The organism is Streptomyces sp. NPDC002926, from assembly GCF_053591755.1.
The window spans coordinates 166,009-185,691 of the sequence record NZ_JBSFUK010000009.1; the positions used below are offsets into that span (position 1 = coordinate 166,009).

Sequence of the window (19,683 nt, forward strand, 5' to 3'; positions counted from 1 at the left end):
GCGGCAGTTGGCGAAGAGGTATCAGGTCGTACATGAGCGCTCCGGCTTGATCGTTCCGTCCCCGCACCGCAATGACCACACATCGACTCCGACCTCAAGGCTCAGGCGGTGTGACATGCAGCGGCGGATCGCAGGCTTGACCCCTACTGACTCGGAAGTAACTATTCCGCTTATGGTTCGGCACTGTGGAACCGCCCTCGAGTGAGGCCTGACGTTAGGAACGCCCCATGCGCCTGCGCGCCGCCCGCCGGATTCTGACCGCTGTCGCCGCTGCGGTAGCCCTCGGTTTCATGGGTCCCCACATCACTGCTCAGGCCGACGTCACCGATGTCCCCCCGGCCGGTGCGAATGACTGGTCCTGCAAGCCGGACTCGGCGCACCCGGAGCCGGTCGTCCTGGTCAATGGCACCTTCAAGACCATGGCCGAGAACTGGGCCACGCTTTCGCCGCGGCTCGCGAACGCCGGCTACTGCGTGTTTGCGTTCAACTACGGGCATGCGGCCACCGACCCCATACCCGACTCGGCGGCCGAGCTGCGCGACTTCGTCAACGCCGTACTTGGTTCGACCGGCGCACGCAAGGTGGACCTCGTAGGTCATAGCCAGGGCGGGATGATGCCGCGCTACTACATCAAGTTCCTGGGCGGTGCCTCCAAGGTGGATGACCTTGTCGGCATCGTGCCCTCGAACCACGGCACCTCGAACCCGCTGGCGCTCGCGGCCGGAGCCACTGTCTGCCCGTCCTGCGTGGACCAGACCGCCGGCTCCGGCCTGCTCCAGAAGCTCAACGCCGCCCCCGAGGCCCCAGCAGGTCCCGATTACACGCAGATCGCCACCAAGTATGACGAGGTGGTCGTCCCCTACACCAGCTCCTACCTGAGCGGCCGGGCGGGCGACGTCACCAACGTCCTACTGCAGGACGAGTGCCCGCTCGACATCACCGAACACGACCAAGCCACCAAGGACCAGGTCGTCGCGCAGTGGGTACAGAACGCCCTGCAGCGCAAGGGTCCGGCCGATCCGGGCTTCCAGCCTCACTGCCTCGGCTGAGCGACACCGAACACCCGGGAGTAATCCGGAGATACTGATCAGCGGTGGGAGCCGGTTGAGACAGGCTGGGGGCAAAACAGCACGTCGCGCGCTCTCGGTCCGGCGAGCTGATGCAGCCCGCAGCAAGAGGGCCTCCGTCCCGCACAGTTGCAGTTCAGAGACCCTCAACCGCCCTCTGGGGGAACCCCAACTTCTTCGGCGAATAGCCCACCAGGAGATTCGTCGTCTCAGGGTGGTACACACGAGGCACCTGCTCTGGCCTGCGGAGACGGAACGGCGACCGGCGGCGGACCTGGTCCGGGAATGGTCCGGATCCGGGTCTCGGGCACGGGACCCGGACCACGCCGGGGCGTCCAGTAGCTCAACAACAGGTTTGCCGACACGCCCTGTCGCTTCGTTGGCAAGGCTCGGTGGGTGCGGCAAGGGCATTCCGGTCGCTGGCTGCGGCCAGTTGCATGCCGACGAACGGGAAGTGTTGGGGGAGAATTGGGTAGTAGAGCAGAGCAGCGGACTCATAATCCGTCGGCCGTGGGTTCGAGTCCCCCCGCCCCACTACAGCAGTTCCCTGGCCTGCGGAAACGTCCTTCAGGGGGCGTTGGTGTGCAAAGTAGGGCCCAACGGAGAGAATCCGCTGCTCACACGTACTGATCGAGATGTCGCGGCGGTCTGTAGCTGTTCCGTTCAAGGCTCTGACCTGCAGGGATACAATCGGGTTCGGGTGCGGGAGGTTGCGCGGCGTAGCCGAAGACCGAGATCCAGGGGGACGCTCAGGGGACACGAGGGCAGGGAGCGGGGAGCAGTTGGAAGTGGGCGGCGTCAAGCCGCGCCCTCGGGCCGTCGCTCGCTATCACCACGATCGCGATCGTGGTGATCGCGGCCTTCGGCACCGCCACGTGTCGGCGGTCGCCGGGTTCGACGGAGGAGCCCTGCTGCTCCGAGGGCAACTCGTCGATGCTGTTCAAGTGGTCGGTGGGCTCGGGTAGCGGCAGGCGACCGGGACGCTGAACAACCCCTGGATCGCAGGGTTGTTCGCGGAGCGCGGCTAAGAGGGTGTCTCACGTGGCGAGTTTCGCGAGCTTCTTGTAGCAGGTCAGGGCGGCGGCCAGGCCGAGGAAGGCGAGGAAGTGCGAGCCCTTTCGTTCGTATCGGACGGTCAGGCGGCGGGAGCCGAAGAGCCAAGCGATCGTCCGCTCGATCTTCCAGCGGTGCCGACCGAGGCGTTCGCCGGACTCGATGCCTGGCCGCGTGATTCGCGCGACGAGCCCACGCTCACCCAGTCGGTCTCCTCGGCGGTGGGCGCGTCGGCGTGGGGTGCCGCGATGGCCGCCTGGGCCTGGAACTCGCCCAGCCGGTCTCGGGCGAGGGCCGCCTGCAGGATCTCGACGCCCTCGGTGACTCGGTGTCCCACCGGCCGCGGTCCTGCTCGGCGAGCGGCACCAGGCTGCCGTCGGGCGCGGTCCGGGCGGCGCGCCGGGCGTTGTGGAGCAGCATGAGCGCGAGCAGCCCCGCCACCTCGGGGTGGTCGGCCCGGGCCGCGAGCTGCCGGGTGAGCCGGATGGCCTCGGCGGCGAGGTCGACGTCGCCGGAGTAGCCCTCGTTGAAGACCAAGTAGAGGACGCGCAGCACGGTGGCGACGTCGCCGGGCTGCTCGAACCGCACGCCGGAGACGGTCCGCTTGGCCCGGCTGATGCGCTGCGCCATGGTCGCCTCGGGCACCAGGTAGGCCTGGGCGATCTGGCGGGTGGTCAGCCCGCCGACGGCGCGCAGCGTGAGCGCGACCGCGGACGACGGCGTCAGCGACGGGTGGGCGCACAAAAAGTAGAGCTGGAGCGTGTCGTCCACCGCGGTCGCGGGCCCGGGCGCGGGCTCCTCGTCGAGGCGGTCCTCACGCCGGCGGCGGGCGGCGTCCGCGCGGGTCGCGTCGAGGAACTTGCGCCAGGCCACGGTGATCAGCCAGCCCTTCGGGTCCCGCATGGGGTATCCCCTGCTCGGAGAGCTTGGGGAAGGGTCGGCCGGCCAGACGCCCCACTGACGATGCGCCCGGCCCCCGCACACACCGTGGTGCACGCGCTCCTGGACCACGTACGCGACTCCCTCAGCGAGGCGGGCGACCTGCCGCTCGTTCAGGCATCGGTCAGCGCACTGCTGACTGAAGGCACCGGAGCCCGTGTGCAGCGAGATCTCCTGGAGCAGACCGGGCGTCTCCGCGATGTCGTCACGGAATGTGTAAGCCGCACTCAACGCTGATACTGGGCTGCCTGTGCATTGTGTCGGCCGTTGTAAGTAGTAGCTGTGCAACAAGACCGCCGGGCCCCCTGTCCCCGCTCGCCTGCGGCAATACGCTTGGTGGTGGGGCGTCTTAGGCCGAACGAGTGGGCATTACGCGCCCCAGTGGGGGCAGAGTGCGCGGGATGTTACTGGCAGACCGCTACCGGTTGGATGAGCCGTTGGGGTCGGGAGGGGCAGGAGCGGTCTGGCGCGCTCGGGATATGCGCCTGGACCGGCTGGTGGCGGTCAAGCTGCTCCACTGCGCCGCAACCATGAACGAGGCCGCATTCGAGGCCCGCTTCCGACGGGAAGCAAGGATCACTGCGCAGCTCTCCGGGCATCCGCATATCGTGCCGGTCTACGACTACGGCCACTACCACGACTCCTATGGCCGCAGCGTCCCCTATGTGGTGATGGAACACCTCCCTGGTCCCTGCCTCACCGACCTGGTTACCCAGCCATCAATTCTGGATCTTGCTCAGGTGATCGACTGGGGTGCGCAGATTTGCGACGCCCTGGCCACCGCCCACGATGCGGGGATCATCCATCGCGACATCAAGCCCAGCAACGTCATGCTCTCCCGCCCGCATCCGGGCAACGGCTGTGTGAAAGTTGTGGACTTCGGCATCGCGACCTATATCGACAGCGCGTACACCCGGATCACCGCCGAGGGCCGTCTGATCGGCTCTCCCGCCTACATGGCCCCGGAGCAGGCCAAAGCAGGCGCCCGCCTCGACGGCCGCACCGACCTGTACGCCCTGGGCTGCCTGCTCTACGCGCTGCTGACCGGACGGCCCCCCTTCACCCCCGACAACCACTGGGCGCTGCTGACCGCCCACGCCCACACAGAACCCGAACCCCCCAGGACCCACCGTCACGATCTTCCTCCCGCCCTGGACCAACTCGTCTTGGATCTCCTCGTCAAAGACCTCGATGACCGCCCCCCGCACGCCCGCGCCGTCCGCGACCGCCTGCACAGGGTGTTCTCCGCACCGCAGCACACATCCAGCCTCTCCACGCCAGAGGAACTGCGCCGCACGGAGGCACACGCACACAGGCTCGCCGATGAGGGCGAGCATGCGCAGGCGGTGCACCTGCTGGGGCAGGTGGCCCGAGGTCGTGTTCGGGCGCTGGGACCGGACCACCCCGCTACGTTGCGCGTCCGGCACGACCACGCGGTCAACCTCGGCGAGGTGGGGGAACGTGCGCGGGCGAAACTCCTGCTGGAGCAGGTCGCCAGGGATCGTGCTCGGGTGCTCGGCCCGGACCACCCCGACACCCTGCTCACCCTGCGTGCCCGCTACGACCACGCGATCTATCCCGGCGAGCCCGGCGAGCGTGTGGGCGAGCGCGAGGAAGCGGCGGGTCTGCTGGAGCAGATAGCCCAGGATCGTGCTCGGGCGTTGGGACCGGACCACCGTGACACTCTGAGCGCCCGGTACATGCACGCGTACTACCTCGGCGAGGTAGGCGAGCATGCGCAGGCGGCGGGCTTGTTCGACCAACTTGCCCAGGACCGGGCGCGAGTGCTGGGCCCGGACCACCCCACCACCCTGGACGCCCGGTACTACCACGCGCTCCACCTCGGCCGGACGGGGGAGCGTGCGCAGGCGGCGGGTCTGCTGGAGCAGGTTGCCCAGGACTGTGTTCGGGTGCTGGGCCTCGACCACTCCACCACCCTGGACGCCCGGTATTATCACGCGGTCAACCTCGGCCGGGCGGGACAGCATGTGCAGGCGACACACCTGCTGGGCCAGGTCGCCCAGGACTGTGTTCGGGTGCTGGGCCCTGACCACCGCGACACCCTGCGCGCCCGGCACGACCACGCGTACTACCTCGGCCGGGCGGGCGAACAAGCGCAGGCGGCGGATCTGCTGGAGCAGATTGCCCAGGACTGTGTTCGGGCGCTGGGCCCGAACCACTCCGCCACTCTGGACGCCCGGTACCACCACGCGTACTACCTCGGCGAGGCGAGCCGGCTTGTGGGCCAGAGTGAGGAGGCCGCGCGTCTGCTGGAGCAGCTAGCCCAGGACTTTGCCCGAGTGCTGGGCACCGACCACTCCACCACCCTGGACGCCCGGTACTACCACGCGGTCAACCTCGGCCGGGCGTGGGAGCGTTCCAAGGCGGCGCGTCTGCTGGAGCAGGTCGCCCAGGACTGTGCCCGGGTGCTGGGCCCTGACCACCGCGACACCCTGCGCGCCCAGCACGGCCACGCGTACTTCCTCGGCTGGGCGGAGGAGGCTCGGGCGGCGGGCCTGTTTGACCAACTTGCCCAGGACCGGGCGCGGGTGCTGGGCCCGGACCACCCTGACACCCTGCGCGCCCGGTACAACCACGCCTACTACCTCCGCCGGGCGGGGGAGCGAGCGGAGGCGGCCGGTCTGTTCGACCAACTCGCCCAGGACTGTGCCCGGGTGCTGGGCCCGGGCCACCTCTACACCCGCCGCGCTCTGTACAACGCGTACGACTGGGGTCCCTGCCTCTGACCCGGGGTTGGTCACATCGACGCAGCTGGACCCAGGCAAGCTATCTTGCTCTGTCTCTCTTCCCATCTCTACGAATCGGTTTCGATTCCGGCTGCCGCTTGGTCGCCGCAGGCCATGCGGCAATCATGGGGGCTATGCGCCAGCCGCTTCGCTTCCACACCCCCGATTGGTTCACGGCTGACGATTCGACCTTGAACGTCGCGTTCGTGTATCCGATGCAGGGGCCTGCCGGGATCTTCGGTCCCACCTGTGAGGCGTGTGCGCAACTGGCCGCCGAAGAGGTCAACCGGGCAGGCGGGGTGCTCGGCAGGGAACTGCGGCTGCTGGAGGTCGACGGCGGCGCCGATCCTCAGCAGGTCGCGGAGGACGTCGAGGCACTGGTGTCCACCGGCACGGTGCAGGGAGTCACCGGCTGGCACATCTCCTCCGTGCGGCAGGCGGTGGCACCGAGGATCGCGCACCGGGTGCCGTACGTCTACACGGCTCTGTACGAGGGTGGCGAAAGCACTCAAGGCGTCTTCATGACCAGTGAGACGCCCGACTGGCAGTTGCTGCCCGCGATGCGGCTGCTGGCCGAAACGCGACGCGTACGGCGGTGGTTCGTGGTCGGCAACAACTATGTCTGGCCCCGCCGCACGGCCGCCGCCGCCCGGCGCTATGCCCGCGCGTGCCGGGGCGGACGGGTCTGCGGCGAGGCGTATCTGCCGCTGGGAACCGAGGACTTCGACGACGTACTGCGGAAGATCGAGCGGATGGACGCGGACGGTGTGCTGATGCTGCTCGTCGGCAGTGACGCGGTGCGTTTCAACCGGGCCTTCGCCGCCTCAGGGCTTGACCAGCGGTGTCTCAGGCTGAGCACCCTCATGGACGAGAACATGCTCATGGCCAGCGGCCCCGAGGCGACAGGGAGCCTGTTCAGCACAGCCGGGTTCTTCTCATCACTGGCGAACCAGGACACCCTGGACTTCCACGGTCAGTACGCCGCCCGGTTCGGTGTCGACGCACCCGCTCCGGGCAGCCTCGGCGAGTCCTGCTATGAAGGAGTACTTCTGCTGGCGGCGCTCGTGGAACGGGCCCGCACCCTGGACATCTCCGCGATCTCGGCCTCCGCCGACAGGGTCTCCTACGAAGGACCGCGCGGTCTGCTCCATCTCGAGGACCGGCACGTTCGCCAGCGCATCTACCTGGCGGAGGCGGACGGGCTCGACTTCAACGTGCTCGCCCAACTGTGCGCTCCCCACGACATGTTGTGACCGGGCCCTCCAGAGCACCAGCGAGCCGGTCGAGCAACACCTCCAGCTGCTCGCCGTCGTCGTCCGTGCCAGGGAAAGGCAACTTGGCCCATTCGGCTCGTACTTCACGGCTCAGCAGCTGCCAGCGTTGCCTGCCCCGCGGGGTGAGATCCACGAGGATGCGGCGCCGGTCGGCGGGATCGACGCGGCGGTAGACCAGGTTCTGGTCGACGAGTTGGTCGACCAGCTTGGTGAGGCTCGGTGCCGGCAGGAAGGCATGGTCGGCAACGGCCGTCATGTTGTGCCCCTGCCCGTCCGAGAGCAGGTCGAGCACCCGCCACGCCTCCACCGAACACTCGAACTCGTCCAATACAGACTGCACTTGGCGTACGGCAAGGCGCTCAGCCCGTGTCAGCAGACGGAGCAGTTCTTCGGGCCGCCTCGCCATCGGCACTCCTCGTCTAGAAACCTCGGCTCCCCGTGGCGGGGATGGCCGGAGCCTACCGTCGATCACCTCGGGCATGGCCAGTTCAAGCAGGAAAGCAGATCCTTTCCGCAGGAAGCGACAATGACCGTCGACCGAGATGCCGACAAGCGCACATCGGTTACCACCTCACTCGTTCCTGCCCGCACTATTACTTCCCCTGGAAACTATCCTTCAATTGCTCCGAAACGCCGCTGAAACAGTTTCCTCGCAAGCTGTGTCGCACTTCAGCGAAACAGCCGGAGGCCACCCCGGAACGGCTGGGCAGTGCGCCAACGCGGCACCTCTGAAGCGCCATCCACTTCCGTCCCCACCCCCCACACCCTCCCCAGAGTCCTCAGGGGCTTCCGCTTGATTCGCATCGCCCTTCGGGGCAAGGAGGTTGTGCATGTCCGGGCTCAACATCAGCAGACGCGGCCTGTTGGCCGGTATTTCGGCCGTCGGCGCCTCCGCCGCCCTCAGCGCCTGCGGCGCCAAGACCGGCAGTGACACGGCGTCCGGCTCCGGGGCGTCGGCGGACACTTCTGGCAGCACGGTCAAGGTGGGTCTGCTCAACTCGCTTTCGGGCACGATGGCCATCAGCGAGGTGACGGTGCACAACGCGCTGCTGCTGGCGGTCAAGGAGATCAACGCCGCCGGCGGCGTGCTGGGCAAGAAGCTGAAGCCCGTCAGTCAGGACGGTGCCTCCGACTGGCCGACCTTCGCGGAAAAGGCGGAGTCCCTGATCAAGGACGACAAGGTCGTGGCCACCTTCGGGTGTTGGACCTCGGCCAGCCGCAAAGCCGTCAAGCCGGTCTTCGAACGGTACAAGTCGCTGCTGTTCTACCCCGTGCAGTACGAGGGCCTGGAGCAGTCCCCGTACATCTTCTACATCGGCGCCACCACCAACCAGCAGATCGTGCCCGCGCTGGACTACCTCAAGAAGCAGGGCCTGACCAAGCTCTACCTGGTCGGCAGCGACTACGTCTTCCCGCGCACCGCCAACAAGATCATCAAGGCGTACGCGAAGGCCAACGGCATGGAGGTGCTCGGCGAGGACTACGCGCCGCTGGGTTCCACGGAGTTCGGCACCATCACGAACAAGGTGAAGGGATCCGGCGCGGACGCGGTGTTCAACACCCTCAACGGTGACAGCAACGTGGCCTTCTTCAAGGAGTACAAGTCCGCAGGACTCGCCGCCAAGAAGATGCCGGTGCTGTCGGTCTCCATCGCGGAGGAGGAGGTCAAGAGCATCGGCACCCAGTACCTGGAGGACCAGCTCACTGCCTGGAACTACTACGAGACCACGCCCGGCGCGGCCAACGAGAAGTTCGTGAAGGCGTACCAGGCCGCGTACGGGGCGGGCAAACCGACCAGCGACCCGATGGAGGCCGCGTACATCTCGGTCTACCTGTGGAAGGCGATGGTCGAGAAGGCAGGTTCCTTCGACGTCGCCAAGGTCAAGGCCGCTTCGGACGGCATCGAGTTCGATGCTCCGGAAGGCAAGGTCACGGTGGACGGCGCGACCCAGCACGTCTACAAGACGGCCCGGATCGGCAAGGTCGGCGCGGACGGACTCATCACCGAGGTCTGGAACTCGGGCAAGCCGGTCAAGCCGGACCCGTACCTCAAGGGCTACTCCTGGGCCAGCGGCCTCTCCTGAGGCCGCATCAGCCCTTCCGGACGGACCCGACCCTGTCACAGGGCCGGGTCCCGTCCCGCGCCGCGCACCTACGTCCCCATCCGGAGCCGCTTCATGACGGTCATCCTCAACCAGTCGTTCACCGGCATCAGTATCGGCGCCGTCCTGCTGCTCATCGCGCTCGGTCTGACCCTCACCTTTGGTCAGATGGGCGTGATCAACATGGCGCACGGCGAGTTCATCATGGCAGGCGCCTACACCACCTACGTTCTGCAGAAGTCCATCAGCAGCGCCGGAGTCTCATTGCTCCTCGCCCTGCCCCTGGCCTTCCTCGTCGCCGGAGCCATGGGCGCCCTGCTGGAGTGGCTGCTCATCCGGCGCCTTTACACCCGGCCTCTGGACACCCTGCTGGTCACCTGGGGCGTCTCCCTGATGCTCCAGCAACTCGCCCGCGACGTCTTCGGCGCGCCGAACGTGCAGACCCACGCCCCGGACCTGCTCACGGGCAACATCTCGGTGGGCGGCGGCATCACCCTCGCCAACAACCGGTTGTTCATCCTCGCTCTCGCCCTGCTGTGCGTCCTCGGCCTCACGCTCATCCTGCGGCTGACACCGCTGGGCCGGCGCATCCGGGCCGTGGTCCAGAACCGCGACCTGGCCGAGGTGTCGGGCATCGCCACCGAGCGAGTGGACCGTACGACGTTCTTCATCGGCTCGGGCCTCGCAGGCGTGGCCGGAGTCGCGCTCACCCTGGTCGGTCCCATCGGCCCCACGATGGGCACCAACTACATCGTCGACGCGTTCCTGGTCGTCGTCGTGGGCGGTATCGGGCAGTTGAAGGGCAGTGTCATCACCGCCTTCACACTCGGTGTGCTGCAGTCGGTGCTGGAGTACTCCACGACGGTCAGTATCGCCAAGGTCATCGTGCTCGTGGCAATCGTCGCCTTCCTCCAGTGGCGACCCCAGGGCCTGTACACACTGCGGACCCGGAGCCTGGCATGACGACAACGACGACCTCCCCGGCCACGCCCGTGACACAGCCACCCGTATCACCGCTGGAACGCTTCCGCGTCCCCGGCGCCTTCCTCCTCGGCGCCGTAGTCCTCCTCGGTATCGCTCCGCTGCTCGTCTCCGACTTCCGCCTCAACCTCCTCGCCAAATACCTGTGCTACGCGATCGTGGCCGTCGGGGTCAGCCTGGCCTGGGGCCGGGGCGGACTGCTCGTGCTCGGCCAGGGCGTCTTCTTCGGCCTCGGCGGCTACGCGATGGCCATGCACCTCAAGCTCGCCGACGCCGCCGACACCGGCCAGACACTGCCCGACTTCATGCAGCTCTACGGCACTTCCGACACGCTGCCCTGGTGGTGGAAGCCGTTCGCCAACCCGGCCTTCGCGCTCGCCATGACCGTACTGCTGCCCATCGCCATCGCCGCGCTGCTCGGATTCCTCGTCTTCCGCCGCCGGGTCAAGGGCGCCTACTTCGCCATCCTCAGCCAGGCCCTCGCCGCCGCGCTGTCCATCTGGCTGATCGGCCAGCAGGCCACCACGGGCGGCACCAACGGACTCACCGACATCCAGGGCTTCTTCGGCTACTCGCTCAACGACCCCGTCAACCAGCGGATGGTGTACTTCATCATCGCCGCGGTCCTGCTGCTGCTCATGGCTGGGGCGCGGCAGCTGTTCATCAGCCGCTACGGCGAACTCCTCGTCGCCGTACGGGACTCCGAGGAGCGGGTGCGCTTTCTCGGCTACAACCCGGCCAACGTCAAGCTGGTCGCCTACGTCGTCGCGGCCGGAATGGCGGGCCTGGCCGGGGCCCTCTTCGTGCCCGCCGTCGGGATCATCTCCCCGGCCCTGATCGGGATCGTGCCGTCCATCGGCTTCGTCATCGGCGCGGCCGTCGGCGGCCGGGCGTCGCTGGTGGGCGCGGTGCTCGGCGCGGTCGCCGTGGCATGGGCGCAGAGCACGCTCTCGGACGCCTTCCCCGCCGCGTGGACGTATTTGCAGGGGCTGTTGTTCGTGGTGGCGGTCGGTTTCCTGCCGGGCGGTCTGGCCTCGCTGGTGAGCGTCGTGCGCAGGCGCAGGCCCGCGACCCGTACTCGTACGACTCCGGCAGGAGAGGCACCATGAGCGGCGAGGGACTGACCATCCGCGACCTGAGGGTGTCGTTCGACGGCTTCACCGCCGTCGACGGCGTCGACCTGGACATCCACCCCGGCGACCTGCGCTTCCTCATCGGGCCCAACGGTGCGGGGAAGACCACCCTCGTCGACGCGGTCACCGGGCTGGTGAAGGCCGGCGGATCGGTGCGCTTCGGTGACGAGGAACTCCTGGGCAGGCCCGTGCACCGCATCGCCCGCCTCGGCATCGGCCGCACCTTCCAGACGGCCACGGTCTTCGAGCAGTTGACCGTGCTGCAGAACCTCGACATCGCCGCGGGCGCCGGGCGTGGGCCCCTCACCCTGCTCCGCCGCCGCAAGGGCATCCCCGAGCCGGTCGCGAAGGCACTGGAGACCACCGGCCTGACCGACCTGCGCGACCGCCCCGCCGGGGTCCTCGCCCACGGCCAGAAGCAGTGGCTGGAGATCGGCATGCTGCTGGTCCAGGACGTGAAACTGCTGCTGCTCGACGAACCCGTCGCCGGCATGAGCCACGAGGAACGCGAGGCCACAGGCGAACTGCTCGAGCGCGTCAGCAATGACCACACCGTCGTCGTCATCGAACACGACATGGACTTCATGCGCTCCTTCGCGCGCAGCGTCTCCGTCCTGCACGCCGGCAAGGTCCTCAGCGAGGGCACTGTCGCCGAGGTCCAGGCCGACCCACAGGTTCAGGAGGTCTACCTCGGCCGTGCCTCCGAACCCGACCCCGTACCCCAGGCCAAGCCGGTGCCCGAGCCCGCCGCCGCTCCCGTCACCGCCGCAGAAGAGGTATGAAGCCCATGCTGGAGATCAAGAACATCCAGGCCGGCTACGACCGCACCACCGTGCTGCACGGCGTGACTGTCTCCGTCCCGAGGGACCAAGTCGCGGCGGTCCTCGGCCACAACGGCGCGGGCAAGAGCACACTCCTCAGAGCGGCGATGGGCCTCCTCAAGCCCAGGAGCGGCACAGTGCTCCTGGACGGCGAAGACATCACCCGCCTGGCCCCGCACCAGCGAGTCGCCCGCGGCATGGCATACGTACCTCAGGGTCAGCAGTGCTTCCCGCACCTGACGGCCGCCGAGAACCTGCAACTCGTCGCCGACGGCAGAGCGGATGCCGAGGAGGCCACTGCGGAGGTCCTGGGTCTCTTCCCGGTCCTGCGTGAGCTGTCCGGCCGCCGCGCCGGCCTCCTCTCCGGCGGCCAGCGTCAGCAACTGGCCATCGCCCGCGCCCTGATCACCCGCCCCAGAGTCCTCCTCCTCGACGAACCGACCGAGGGCATCCAGCCCTCCGTCGTCGCCGAGATCGAGGAAACGATCCTCGCCCTCACCCGCCGCGGTGGACTGTCCGTCCTCCTGGTCGAACAGCACGTCGGCTTCGCCATGCGTGCCGCCCAGCAGTACTACGTGCTGGAAGCGGGCCGGGTGACCTCCTCCGGCGAGGGAGGGGCATCGGCCGAGCAGACCGTACGGGCTGCGCTCAGCGTGTGAGAAGGCCGACTGTGCCGAGGACGACGCGAGCCGCTCACCGTGGAAGACCCCAACTGGGCTTCCCTGCCGACGCTGTGGCCTGCGGGAACAGCCACAGAGGCGCCGCCCCGATGCTGAGGGCGGAGCCTCCGTGCGTTGGAAGGCGAATCCGCTGCGCATCGGTTCGATCCGCTCCGGCGACCTGGGGCGGCGTAAGCCCGGTGCCTCACGACTGCTCCTTTGGGGACGGACAGGGGACATGGAGGGGACACAAGGACCCGCACAGATCTGCAAGCATCGAGCAAGACCAAGGGCGCGCACCCCATCTGACCAGCAAGAATGCCAAGGATCAGAGTGGAAATGCAAAGGCCGTCACGATCATCAAAGGACTCATAATCCGTCGGCCGTGAGTTCGAGTCCCACCCGCCCCACCAGAAACATGCCTTGACCTGCGGAAACGTTCCTTATGAGGTGCTGGAGTGTCAACTCTGGCTCATCGGACTGAATCCGCTGCTCGTGAGTTCGACGCCGATACCGCTGGCGCTAGTTCGAAGGGTTCTGACCTGCGAAGACGTGTCGGTCGACCGTAAGAGCAAGCTGTTCCAGGGCCTGTGTGAGCGGCTCGACGCTCCAATTCGGGACGCTGGCAGGACGCTCCAATTCGGGACGCTGGCAGGACACAGGTAATCGGAAGTGGCTGGCATGGGACCTTTGATCATGGTCGCTAGGGTTGTCTGCGTCGGGGGCGGTGCGGCGGGGCCGCGGCGTGCTGCGACGTCTGATTCGCTGGAGCTGCCGCCAGGGCCTGAGCTGAGCGCCGTGGAAACGGCCCGTACTGAAACGGCCCAGGGCGCACGTACTTCAGTGTCGCCAAGAAGGGGGCCCAACTTCTGCTCACCGCCGACCGACTGTGCCCGCCCCAGCCGAACGAGCCGTGAGTGCCGAGGCCGGATACACCGGAACCACGGTGCTGCAGGATGCGATCCTTATCCAGGAGGACACCACTACGAGGTGCGCAGTGGCGGATTCATTAGCCCTTTCGCGGCGGTCGCGTGGGGTGAGAGGGAGTTGCCCATGTCGCAGGGATGGAAGATCACGGTCATCGTGCTGGCGGCGGCCGGGGTCGTCTCCACGCCGCTGATCTGGTTGTTGGACAGCCCCGATTCGGGACAGCTGGCCGGAGCCTCCATCCAGGCCGCCGTAGGCATCGCAGCCTTGGTCTGGGCACTGTTCCAACCCGGAGGAAACCACACGGACGACACAGCGGTGGGTACCGGACAGGCCCGTGCGAGCGGTGGGGGTACGGCCGTGACGGGTGTCAGGCGCCCGAAGGGACGGGGCAGTGGCTCCGCGAAGGCGGAAAGCACGGGGAATGCCACCGCCACCGGTAACGACAGCAGCGCCGTCAGCGGTATCGACTACAGCTGACCGGCCAGCTGGGCCAGAGGAAGAGGGAATGGTCGCGTGGCCACAGGGGACAAGCACGCAGAGGACCTCATCGGAGTCACCGATACGCCCGTGGTGGTGACCGACACGGGGGACGCCACGGCCGCGTCCGGGGCCATGGCGGTTACCGGCTACCGCGGACCGGCGTCAGGGACGGACGGCACCCCGACTGCTCCGATAAGGGTGTGCGACACGGGGGACGCGCGCGCCGCCGAGGGCGGGTTCGCTAACAGCGGCTACATCCACCAGGTGAGCGCCAAGCAGCTGACCATGGTGCAGCAGCGCGCGCCCCGGGAGCCGGCCTCCTGGCCACACCAGGTAGGTGTGATCCCTCCCCGGGCTCACTTCTTCCAGCACCGCGCCGAGTCAGACCGGCTGCGGGCGGTGGTCGACACCGGCGGCACGGCCGTGCTGGGGCAGGTCCTGACCGGCATGGGAGGGGTGGGCAAGACCCAGCTCGCCGCCGACTGCGCCCGCACCGCATGGCAGGACGGCAGCCTCGACGTCCTGGTCTGGGTCAGCGCGAGCGCCCGCTCGCCCGTGGTGAACGGATACGCACAGGCCGGCGTCGAACTGTGCCGGGCCGACCCAGATGACCCGGAAGGGGCTGCGCAGACGTTTCTGGCCTGGCTGACACCGAAAGCCGGAGCGACGCCATGCCAGTGGATGATCGTCCTGGACGACGTAGCCGACCCGAATGACCTGCGCAACTTGTGGCCGCCCGCCAGCCCTCACGGCCGCACCCTGGTCACAACCCGCCGCCGTGACGCAGCCCTGTCCGGAGACGGCCGCCACCTCATCCATGTCGGCCTGTTCGCTGAAGGGCAGGCAGACACCTACCTGGCCCAATCTCTGTCTACCTGCGGCCGACAGGAACCCGTCGAACAGCTCAAGGCCTTGGCACGTGATCTCGGATTTCTGCCCCTTGCCCTTGCCCAAGCCGTCGCGTACCTCATCGACACCGGCCTTAACTGTGCCGCGTACCGTGACCTCCTGGCCGATCGGGCGACCAACCTCGCGGATACCACCCCCGACGCGCTACCTGATGACCATGCCGCCCCTGTCGCCGCCGCATGGTCGCTGTCCATCGACCGTGCCGATACGCTCCGCCCTGCAGGTCTTGCCCGACCTATGCTCCACATGGTGGCCATGCTCGAGGCCAACGGCATTCCCGGCAATGTCCTGATCAGTCCACCAGCCATCGCCTACCTCGCCCAACACCGCACGGCCGGGCAAGAAGATACCGCCGAGCCCCCAGGAAGCGTGTCGGCTCAGGACGCGATGCTCGCCCTCAGGGCTCTGCACCGGCTCAGCCTGATCGAGCACACTCCTCAGACACCACATCAAGCCGTCCGCGTCCACCAGTTGATCCAACGCGCCGTTCTTGACGCTCTCACCCGAGACCAATACACCCAGGCCGCAAGAGCGTCCGCTGATGCACTGGTATCGGTGTGGCCCGACGTACCCCGTGAGACCCAGCTTGAGGAATCCCTGCGAGCCAACACTACGGCGCTAAGGCAGTGCGCCGAAGAGGCTCTGTATCACCGCGACGCACACGACGTGCTGTTTCGGCTCGGAAAGAGTCTTGGGGAGACCGGCCAGGCAACGGCTGCCCGTGACTACTTCGAGCACCTCGTTGAAGCCCTCACCGGTCACCTGGGCCCCGATCAACCCAGCACCCTTGCTGCCAGTGGCAACCGGGCCCAGTGGCAAGGGCAGGCCGGCGACGCGGCGGGCGCTGCATATGCCTTCCGGCAACTATCGGAGCAGATGCTGCAGTCCCTCGGTGCCGACCACCCCTACACCCTAACCACCCGCAATCACCTCGCCTTTTACCAGGGGGAGGCGGGGGACGCGGCTGGCGCCGCTGCTGCGGCGGAAGCTCTCCTCCGGGACCGGCTGCGGGTCCAGGGGCCGGACCACCCTCACACCCTCACCACACGTGGCGACCTCGCCCGCTGGAAGCGCGAAGCCGGAGATCCAGCCGGTGCGGCAGACGCTCTTGAGTACCTATTGAAGGACCAACTGCGCATCTTCGGCCCTGACCATCCAAACACGCTGGCCACGCGTAGCGCCCTCGCATGCTGTCGGGGCCTGGCAGGGGACCCAGCCGGAGCCGCAGATGACATGGAGCGGCTGGTACAGCACATGCTGCAGGTCCTTGGTCCTGACCACCCCGAGTTCCTGGCCGCTAGTTACGACCTGGCGCACTGGAGAGGCGAAGCGGGGAACCCTGCTGGCGCTGCAGAAGCCATCGAACAGTTGCTGGAGCAGACGCTGCGAGTGCTGGGCCCCGACCACCCGTCAACGCTCACGGGCCGAGGCGTTCTCGCCAATTGGAAGGGGCAGAGAGAGGATCCAGCAGGCGCCGCGGACGACATGGAGCAACTGCTCGAACAAATGCTCCGGGTAATGGGCAAGGACCACCCCCACACGCTCACTTGTCGAGGCAATCTTGCCTTCATGCGGAGCCTGGCGGGAGACCTGCACGCTGCTGCGGATGCCCTAGAAGAGCTACTCGAAGATCAGCTTCGAATCCTCGGCCCTGACCACCCTGCCACGCTCACCACCCGTAACAACCTTGCTAGATGGAGAGGACAAGCGGGGGATCCGGCCAGTGCAGTGACTGCTCTTGAGCTGTTGCTGGAGGACAGGCTGCGAGTCCTGGGACCGGACCATCCTGACCTGTTGACCACACGCCACGATCTCGCCGTCATGCAAGGACTGGCAGGGGATCCGGCCAGTGCGGTGGCTGCTCTTGAGCTGTTGCTGGAGGACAGGCTCCAGGGCCTGGGACCGGACCATCCTGACCCATTGACCACTCGTCACGATCTCGCGGTTATGCAAGGACTGGCAGGAAATCCAACTGCCGCAGTGAAGGCTCTCACAGGGCTGTTCAAGGATGAGGTACGGATCCTTGGCCCCGATCACCCTGACACTCAGACAGCGCAAGACAGCTTGGAACAGTGGCGCAGGGTGGCAGAATTGCGGCCCTTGGGATGACGATCCTTCCTAGCCGCAAGATCGACTGTCCTCCCTCGGGAAGACGAGGTGGGGCCCACCTACGGTTGGAAGGTGAATCCGCTGTTGGCGGGTTTGAGGCCCACACCCGAGCTGGGGCGATCGTCTCGCACCCAGTTGGGCATGTCCTTCCGGAACGCGTTGGGGACGCAGCTCCTCTCCGCGGCCCGCCTTCGAGAGACTCGGCAAGCAACCTCTCGATCTCACTGATCGCTGCCCGGATCGCGTTGATAGCGACCGTCGCCTCAGCCGCCGGAAGCTCTTGGTCGATGCCTTGAGGGACCGGTGCCAGGAGCTCATCCACGGCTCGAACCAGCGGCGTGCGGATGCGAGCCCATGCTCGGCACCTGGCTGTTGGACTGTCCCTCGCACGCGTGATCTCGATGCTGGTCGGGTAGCAATGCGGTGCTTCGCTGCCGCTGAGGTGAGGGGGACGGCAGGGTGTCGGACGAGAGCCCGCCAGACGGCTGGGAGGCGCACGAGCGACGGATGTGGGAGGCGTACCGGCGCGGCGAGTGGTGCGAGGACGTGTCGGTGGTCCGCGCTGAGGTCTTGCGGTGGCTGCTCGTCGCCGAGCCTCGCCCGGTGCGGGGGAGGCTGGCTCGGCTCAGGCTGCGCGGCGCGCACATCACCGGCGTGCTGGATCTGGCCGAGGCGGTTGTCCAGGGCGCGATACGCCTCCAGTCCTGCCGCTTCGACGAGGCGCCCTGCTTCGACGGCGGTCAGTTCAGCGTGCTGGAGCTGACGGACTGTGCCCTGCCGGGACTGACCGCGGTGGGGGCGCGGGTTGGCCAGGAGTGCGAAATCGTGGGCTGTGCGCTCGACGGCACGCTGGATTTGCGCTCATTGAGCGTCGGCACCTGTCTCTTACTCGACCGCTCGACGGTGGATGCCCCTGAGGATCAGGCCGCGATCGACGCGCAATCGCTCGCTGTCGAGGAGGACTTCTCGGCGGCTCAACTTGACTGCCGTGGGCCGATCTATCTCAACAGCTCCCGGGTACAGGATGCTCTTGGCTTTCGCGGCGCGCGGATCCGCGGCGACCGAGCCTACCTCCAGGCCCCTGAACTCACTGTGGGCGGCGGCCTTTATCTCGACCGCGGCTTTGCGAACGACGGAGGGATCAACCTCTACGGGGCCTCGATCGGCGGATCTCTGCACCTGGAGGACAGCACCCTGACCGGCACGGGCGAGGGGCGAGGCGAACCGGCGCTGCAGTTGCTCTGCGCCACGGTCGGCGGCGACATCCAAGCGGGTCAGGGGCTCGTCGTGCGGGGGTGCGTCGATCTCAGGGACACCACGGTGCGCGGCACCGTCGTGCTGAAGCGGGCCCGGCTGCACCATCCGGCCGGCACGGCGCTGAAGGCCGAACGCCTTCATGTCGGCGGTAACTTCAACTGCCGTGACGGCTTCGTGGCGCAGGGCACGGTGGACCTCCGCGATGCCCGGGTCGGCGGATCGGTCCTCTTCGAGGGCGCGGAGTTGACCGGCCTTGCCGCGCCTGCCCTGCGGGCGAACGGCATCGAGGTGGGGGCCGAATTCCACTGCTGTGACGGATTGACGGCGCATGGTCGAATCTCCCTCAGCAACATCACCGTACGCGGCAGGCTCTGCTTCCAAGGCGCCCTGCTCGATGTGCCAGGCGGGGAACACGCGCTGGTATGCCGACGGTCCACAGCCGCCGAGCTGGTGCTGCACCCTCGCGAAGCACCAGTCGGCATCGTCGACTTGAGCCACACCCGGGTCAGCGTCCTGCGGGACGATGCGGCCACGTGGCCCCGTTCCCTGCTACTGGAAGGCGTCCTCTACGACAGCACCCACCCCACGCTGCCCGGCCACCAGCGGCTGCCCTGGCTCGACCGGGATCCGACGGGCTTCGCGCCGCAGCCCTACGAGCAACTGGCCGCCAACTACCAGCGCCACGGTCGCGACGCCGATGCCCGCACCATGCTGCTGGCCAAACAGCGCCGGATGCGCTCCACCCTTGCGTGGCCGGCACGGGCGTGGAGCGTCCTGCAGGACGTCACCGTCGGCTACGGCTACCGGCCGCTGCGCGCAGTGTGGCTGCTCGCCGCGTTCTTCGCGATCGGTACCGCGCTCTTCGCCCGGTGGCCTCCCCCGCCCGTCGGCGAAGGCACTCCCCGGGACTTCCAGCCGGCCGTCTACACGCTCGACCTGCTGCTTCCTGTGATCGACTTCGGGCAGGAGCGGGCGTTCGGTGCACGCGGAGCGATGCAATGGGCGGTGGTCGTACTGGTGAGCTTGGGATGGATCCTCGCGACGACAGCTGCGGCAGGTGCGAACCGGGTTCTGCGCAGAGCCTGACTTCTCACTCTCGCAGAGAGACAGCCCTTGGTCCCAGCAGTGCAGACACCACTGTTCTCGTCCACTCTCGTACGGCATCGGAGTGATTGCGGACGTGCATCGGCTGGGGAAGCCGTCCGGTCCGGGATGTGCCCAG

General features: G+C 67.6%; 13 protein-coding genes and 1 pseudogene. 11 read left to right on the top strand and 3 right to left on the bottom strand.

Annotated elements, in window-relative coordinates; all coding sequences use genetic code 11:
• The first annotated feature begins 227 nt into the window (after positions 1–227).
• Positions 228–1,049 carry an alpha/beta fold hydrolase gene (locus tag ACWDZ6_RS17620; protein WP_451503578.1) on the top strand — a complete coding sequence of 274 codons (822 nt, stop codon included), beginning with the start codon at positions 228–230 and terminating at the stop codon, positions 1,047–1,049.
• Positions 1,050–1,816: 767 nt separating this feature from the next.
• On the opposite strand, the gene ACWDZ6_RS17625 is transcribed toward ACWDZ6_RS17620, so the two are convergent.
• Positions 1,817–2,011 carry a hypothetical protein gene (locus ACWDZ6_RS17625; RefSeq protein ID WP_451503579.1) on the bottom strand — a complete coding sequence of 65 codons (195 nt, stop codon included), beginning with the start codon at positions 2,009–2,011 and terminating at the stop codon, positions 1,817–1,819.
• Positions 2,012–2,313: 302 nt separating this feature from the next.
• A pseudogene (locus ACWDZ6_RS17630) lies at positions 2,314–3,116 on the bottom strand (RNA polymerase sigma factor); the annotation flags it as partial.
• 344 nt (positions 3,117–3,460) lie between these two features.
• Here ACWDZ6_RS17630 and ACWDZ6_RS17635 point away from each other — a divergent pair.
• Both ACWDZ6_RS17635 and ACWDZ6_RS17640 read left to right on the top strand, forming a co-directional pair.
• On the top strand, positions 3,461–5,806 hold the full coding sequence (locus tag ACWDZ6_RS17635) for a protein kinase domain-containing protein (RefSeq protein WP_451503580.1): 2,346 nt from the start codon (positions 3,461–3,463) through the stop codon (positions 5,804–5,806).
• A gap of 134 nt (positions 5,807–5,940) precedes the next feature.
• Positions 5,941–7,059, top strand: a complete 1,119-nt coding sequence (locus ACWDZ6_RS17640; protein ID WP_451503581.1) for a substrate-binding domain-containing protein — start codon at positions 5,941–5,943, stop codon at positions 7,057–7,059.
• Here the strand turns inward: ACWDZ6_RS17640 and ACWDZ6_RS17645 are convergent.
• On the bottom strand, positions 7,016–7,486 hold the full coding sequence (locus ACWDZ6_RS17645) for a MarR family winged helix-turn-helix transcriptional regulator (RefSeq protein WP_451503582.1): 471 nt from the start codon (positions 7,484–7,486) through the stop codon (positions 7,016–7,018). The genes ACWDZ6_RS17640 and ACWDZ6_RS17645 overlap by 44 nt on opposite strands.
• 424 nt (positions 7,487–7,910) lie before the next feature.
• On the opposite strand from ACWDZ6_RS17645, the gene urtA reads away from it, so the two are divergent.
• The 8 genes from urtA (at position 7,911) to ACWDZ6_RS17685 (ending at position 19,547) form a co-directional block, all read left to right on the top strand.
• The gene (gene urtA, locus ACWDZ6_RS17650) at positions 7,911–9,164 is read left to right on the top strand and encodes an urea ABC transporter substrate-binding protein (RefSeq protein ID WP_451503583.1); all 1,254 of its coding nucleotides are present in this window, start codon (positions 7,911–7,913) and stop codon (positions 9,162–9,164) included.
• Between the two features lie 93 nt (positions 9,165–9,257).
• Entirely contained in the window at positions 9,258–10,145 is an 888-nt protein-coding gene (urtB, locus tag ACWDZ6_RS17655; protein ID WP_451503584.1) for an urea ABC transporter permease subunit UrtB, read from the top strand.
• Entirely contained in the window at positions 10,142–11,272 is a 1,131-nt protein-coding gene (gene urtC / locus ACWDZ6_RS17660; RefSeq protein ID WP_451503585.1) for an urea ABC transporter permease subunit UrtC, read from the top strand. Before urtB ends, urtC begins: the two co-directional genes overlap by 4 nt.
• Complete coding sequence (gene urtD / locus ACWDZ6_RS17665) at positions 11,269–12,078, top strand: urea ABC transporter ATP-binding protein UrtD (protein ID WP_389176523.1); 810 nt, start codon at positions 11,269–11,271, stop codon at positions 12,076–12,078. The genes urtC and urtD overlap by 4 nt, the downstream gene beginning before the upstream one ends.
• A gap of 5 nt (positions 12,079–12,083) precedes the next feature.
• Entirely contained in the window at positions 12,084–12,776 is a 693-nt protein-coding gene (urtE, locus tag ACWDZ6_RS17670) for an urea ABC transporter ATP-binding subunit UrtE (protein WP_451503623.1), read from the top strand.
• 1,053 nt (positions 12,777–13,829) lie between these two features.
• Complete coding sequence (locus ACWDZ6_RS17675) at positions 13,830–14,183, top strand: hypothetical protein (RefSeq protein ID WP_451503586.1); 354 nt, start codon at positions 13,830–13,832, stop codon at positions 14,181–14,183.
• A gap of 36 nt (positions 14,184–14,219) precedes the next feature.
• The gene (locus tag ACWDZ6_RS17680) at positions 14,220–17,204 is read left to right on the top strand and encodes a tetratricopeptide repeat protein (RefSeq protein ID WP_451503587.1); all 2,985 of its coding nucleotides are present in this window, start codon (positions 14,220–14,222) and stop codon (positions 17,202–17,204) included.
• 459 nt (positions 17,205–17,663) lie between these two features.
• Entirely contained in the window at positions 17,664–19,547 is a 1,884-nt protein-coding gene (locus tag ACWDZ6_RS17685; protein ID WP_451503588.1) for a hypothetical protein, read from the top strand.
• The last annotated feature ends 136 nt before the right edge of the window (positions 19,548–19,683 follow it).

Bases quoted from the DNA above. Each gene is read 5' to 3' on its own strand.
- ACWDZ6_RS17645 (WP_451503582.1), bottom strand. From the start codon at position 7,486: ATGGCGAGGCGGCCCGAAGAACTGCTCCGTCTGCTGACACGGGCTGAG.
- ACWDZ6_RS17640 (WP_451503581.1), top strand. From the start codon at position 5,941: ATGCGCCAGCCGCTTCGCTTCCACACCCCCGATTGGTTCACGGCTGAC.
- urtA (WP_451503583.1), top strand. From the start codon at position 7,911: ATGTCCGGGCTCAACATCAGCAGACGCGGCCTGTTGGCCGGTATTTCG.
- urtE (WP_451503623.1), top strand. From the start codon at position 12,084: ATGCTGGAGATCAAGAACATCCAGGCCGGCTACGACCGCACCACCGTG.
- urtD (WP_389176523.1), top strand. From the start codon at position 11,269: ATGAGCGGCGAGGGACTGACCATCCGCGACCTGAGGGTGTCGTTCGAC.
- ACWDZ6_RS17620 (WP_451503578.1), top strand. From the start codon at position 228: ATGCGCCTGCGCGCCGCCCGCCGGATTCTGACCGCTGTCGCCGCTGCG.
- urtC (WP_451503585.1), top strand. From the start codon at position 10,142: ATGACGACAACGACGACCTCCCCGGCCACGCCCGTGACACAGCCACCC.
- ACWDZ6_RS17675 (WP_451503586.1), top strand. From the start codon at position 13,830: ATGTCGCAGGGATGGAAGATCACGGTCATCGTGCTGGCGGCGGCCGGG.
- urtB (WP_451503584.1), top strand. From the start codon at position 9,258: ATGACGGTCATCCTCAACCAGTCGTTCACCGGCATCAGTATCGGCGCC.
- ACWDZ6_RS17635 (WP_451503580.1), top strand. From the start codon at position 3,461: ATGTTACTGGCAGACCGCTACCGGTTGGATGAGCCGTTGGGGTCGGGA.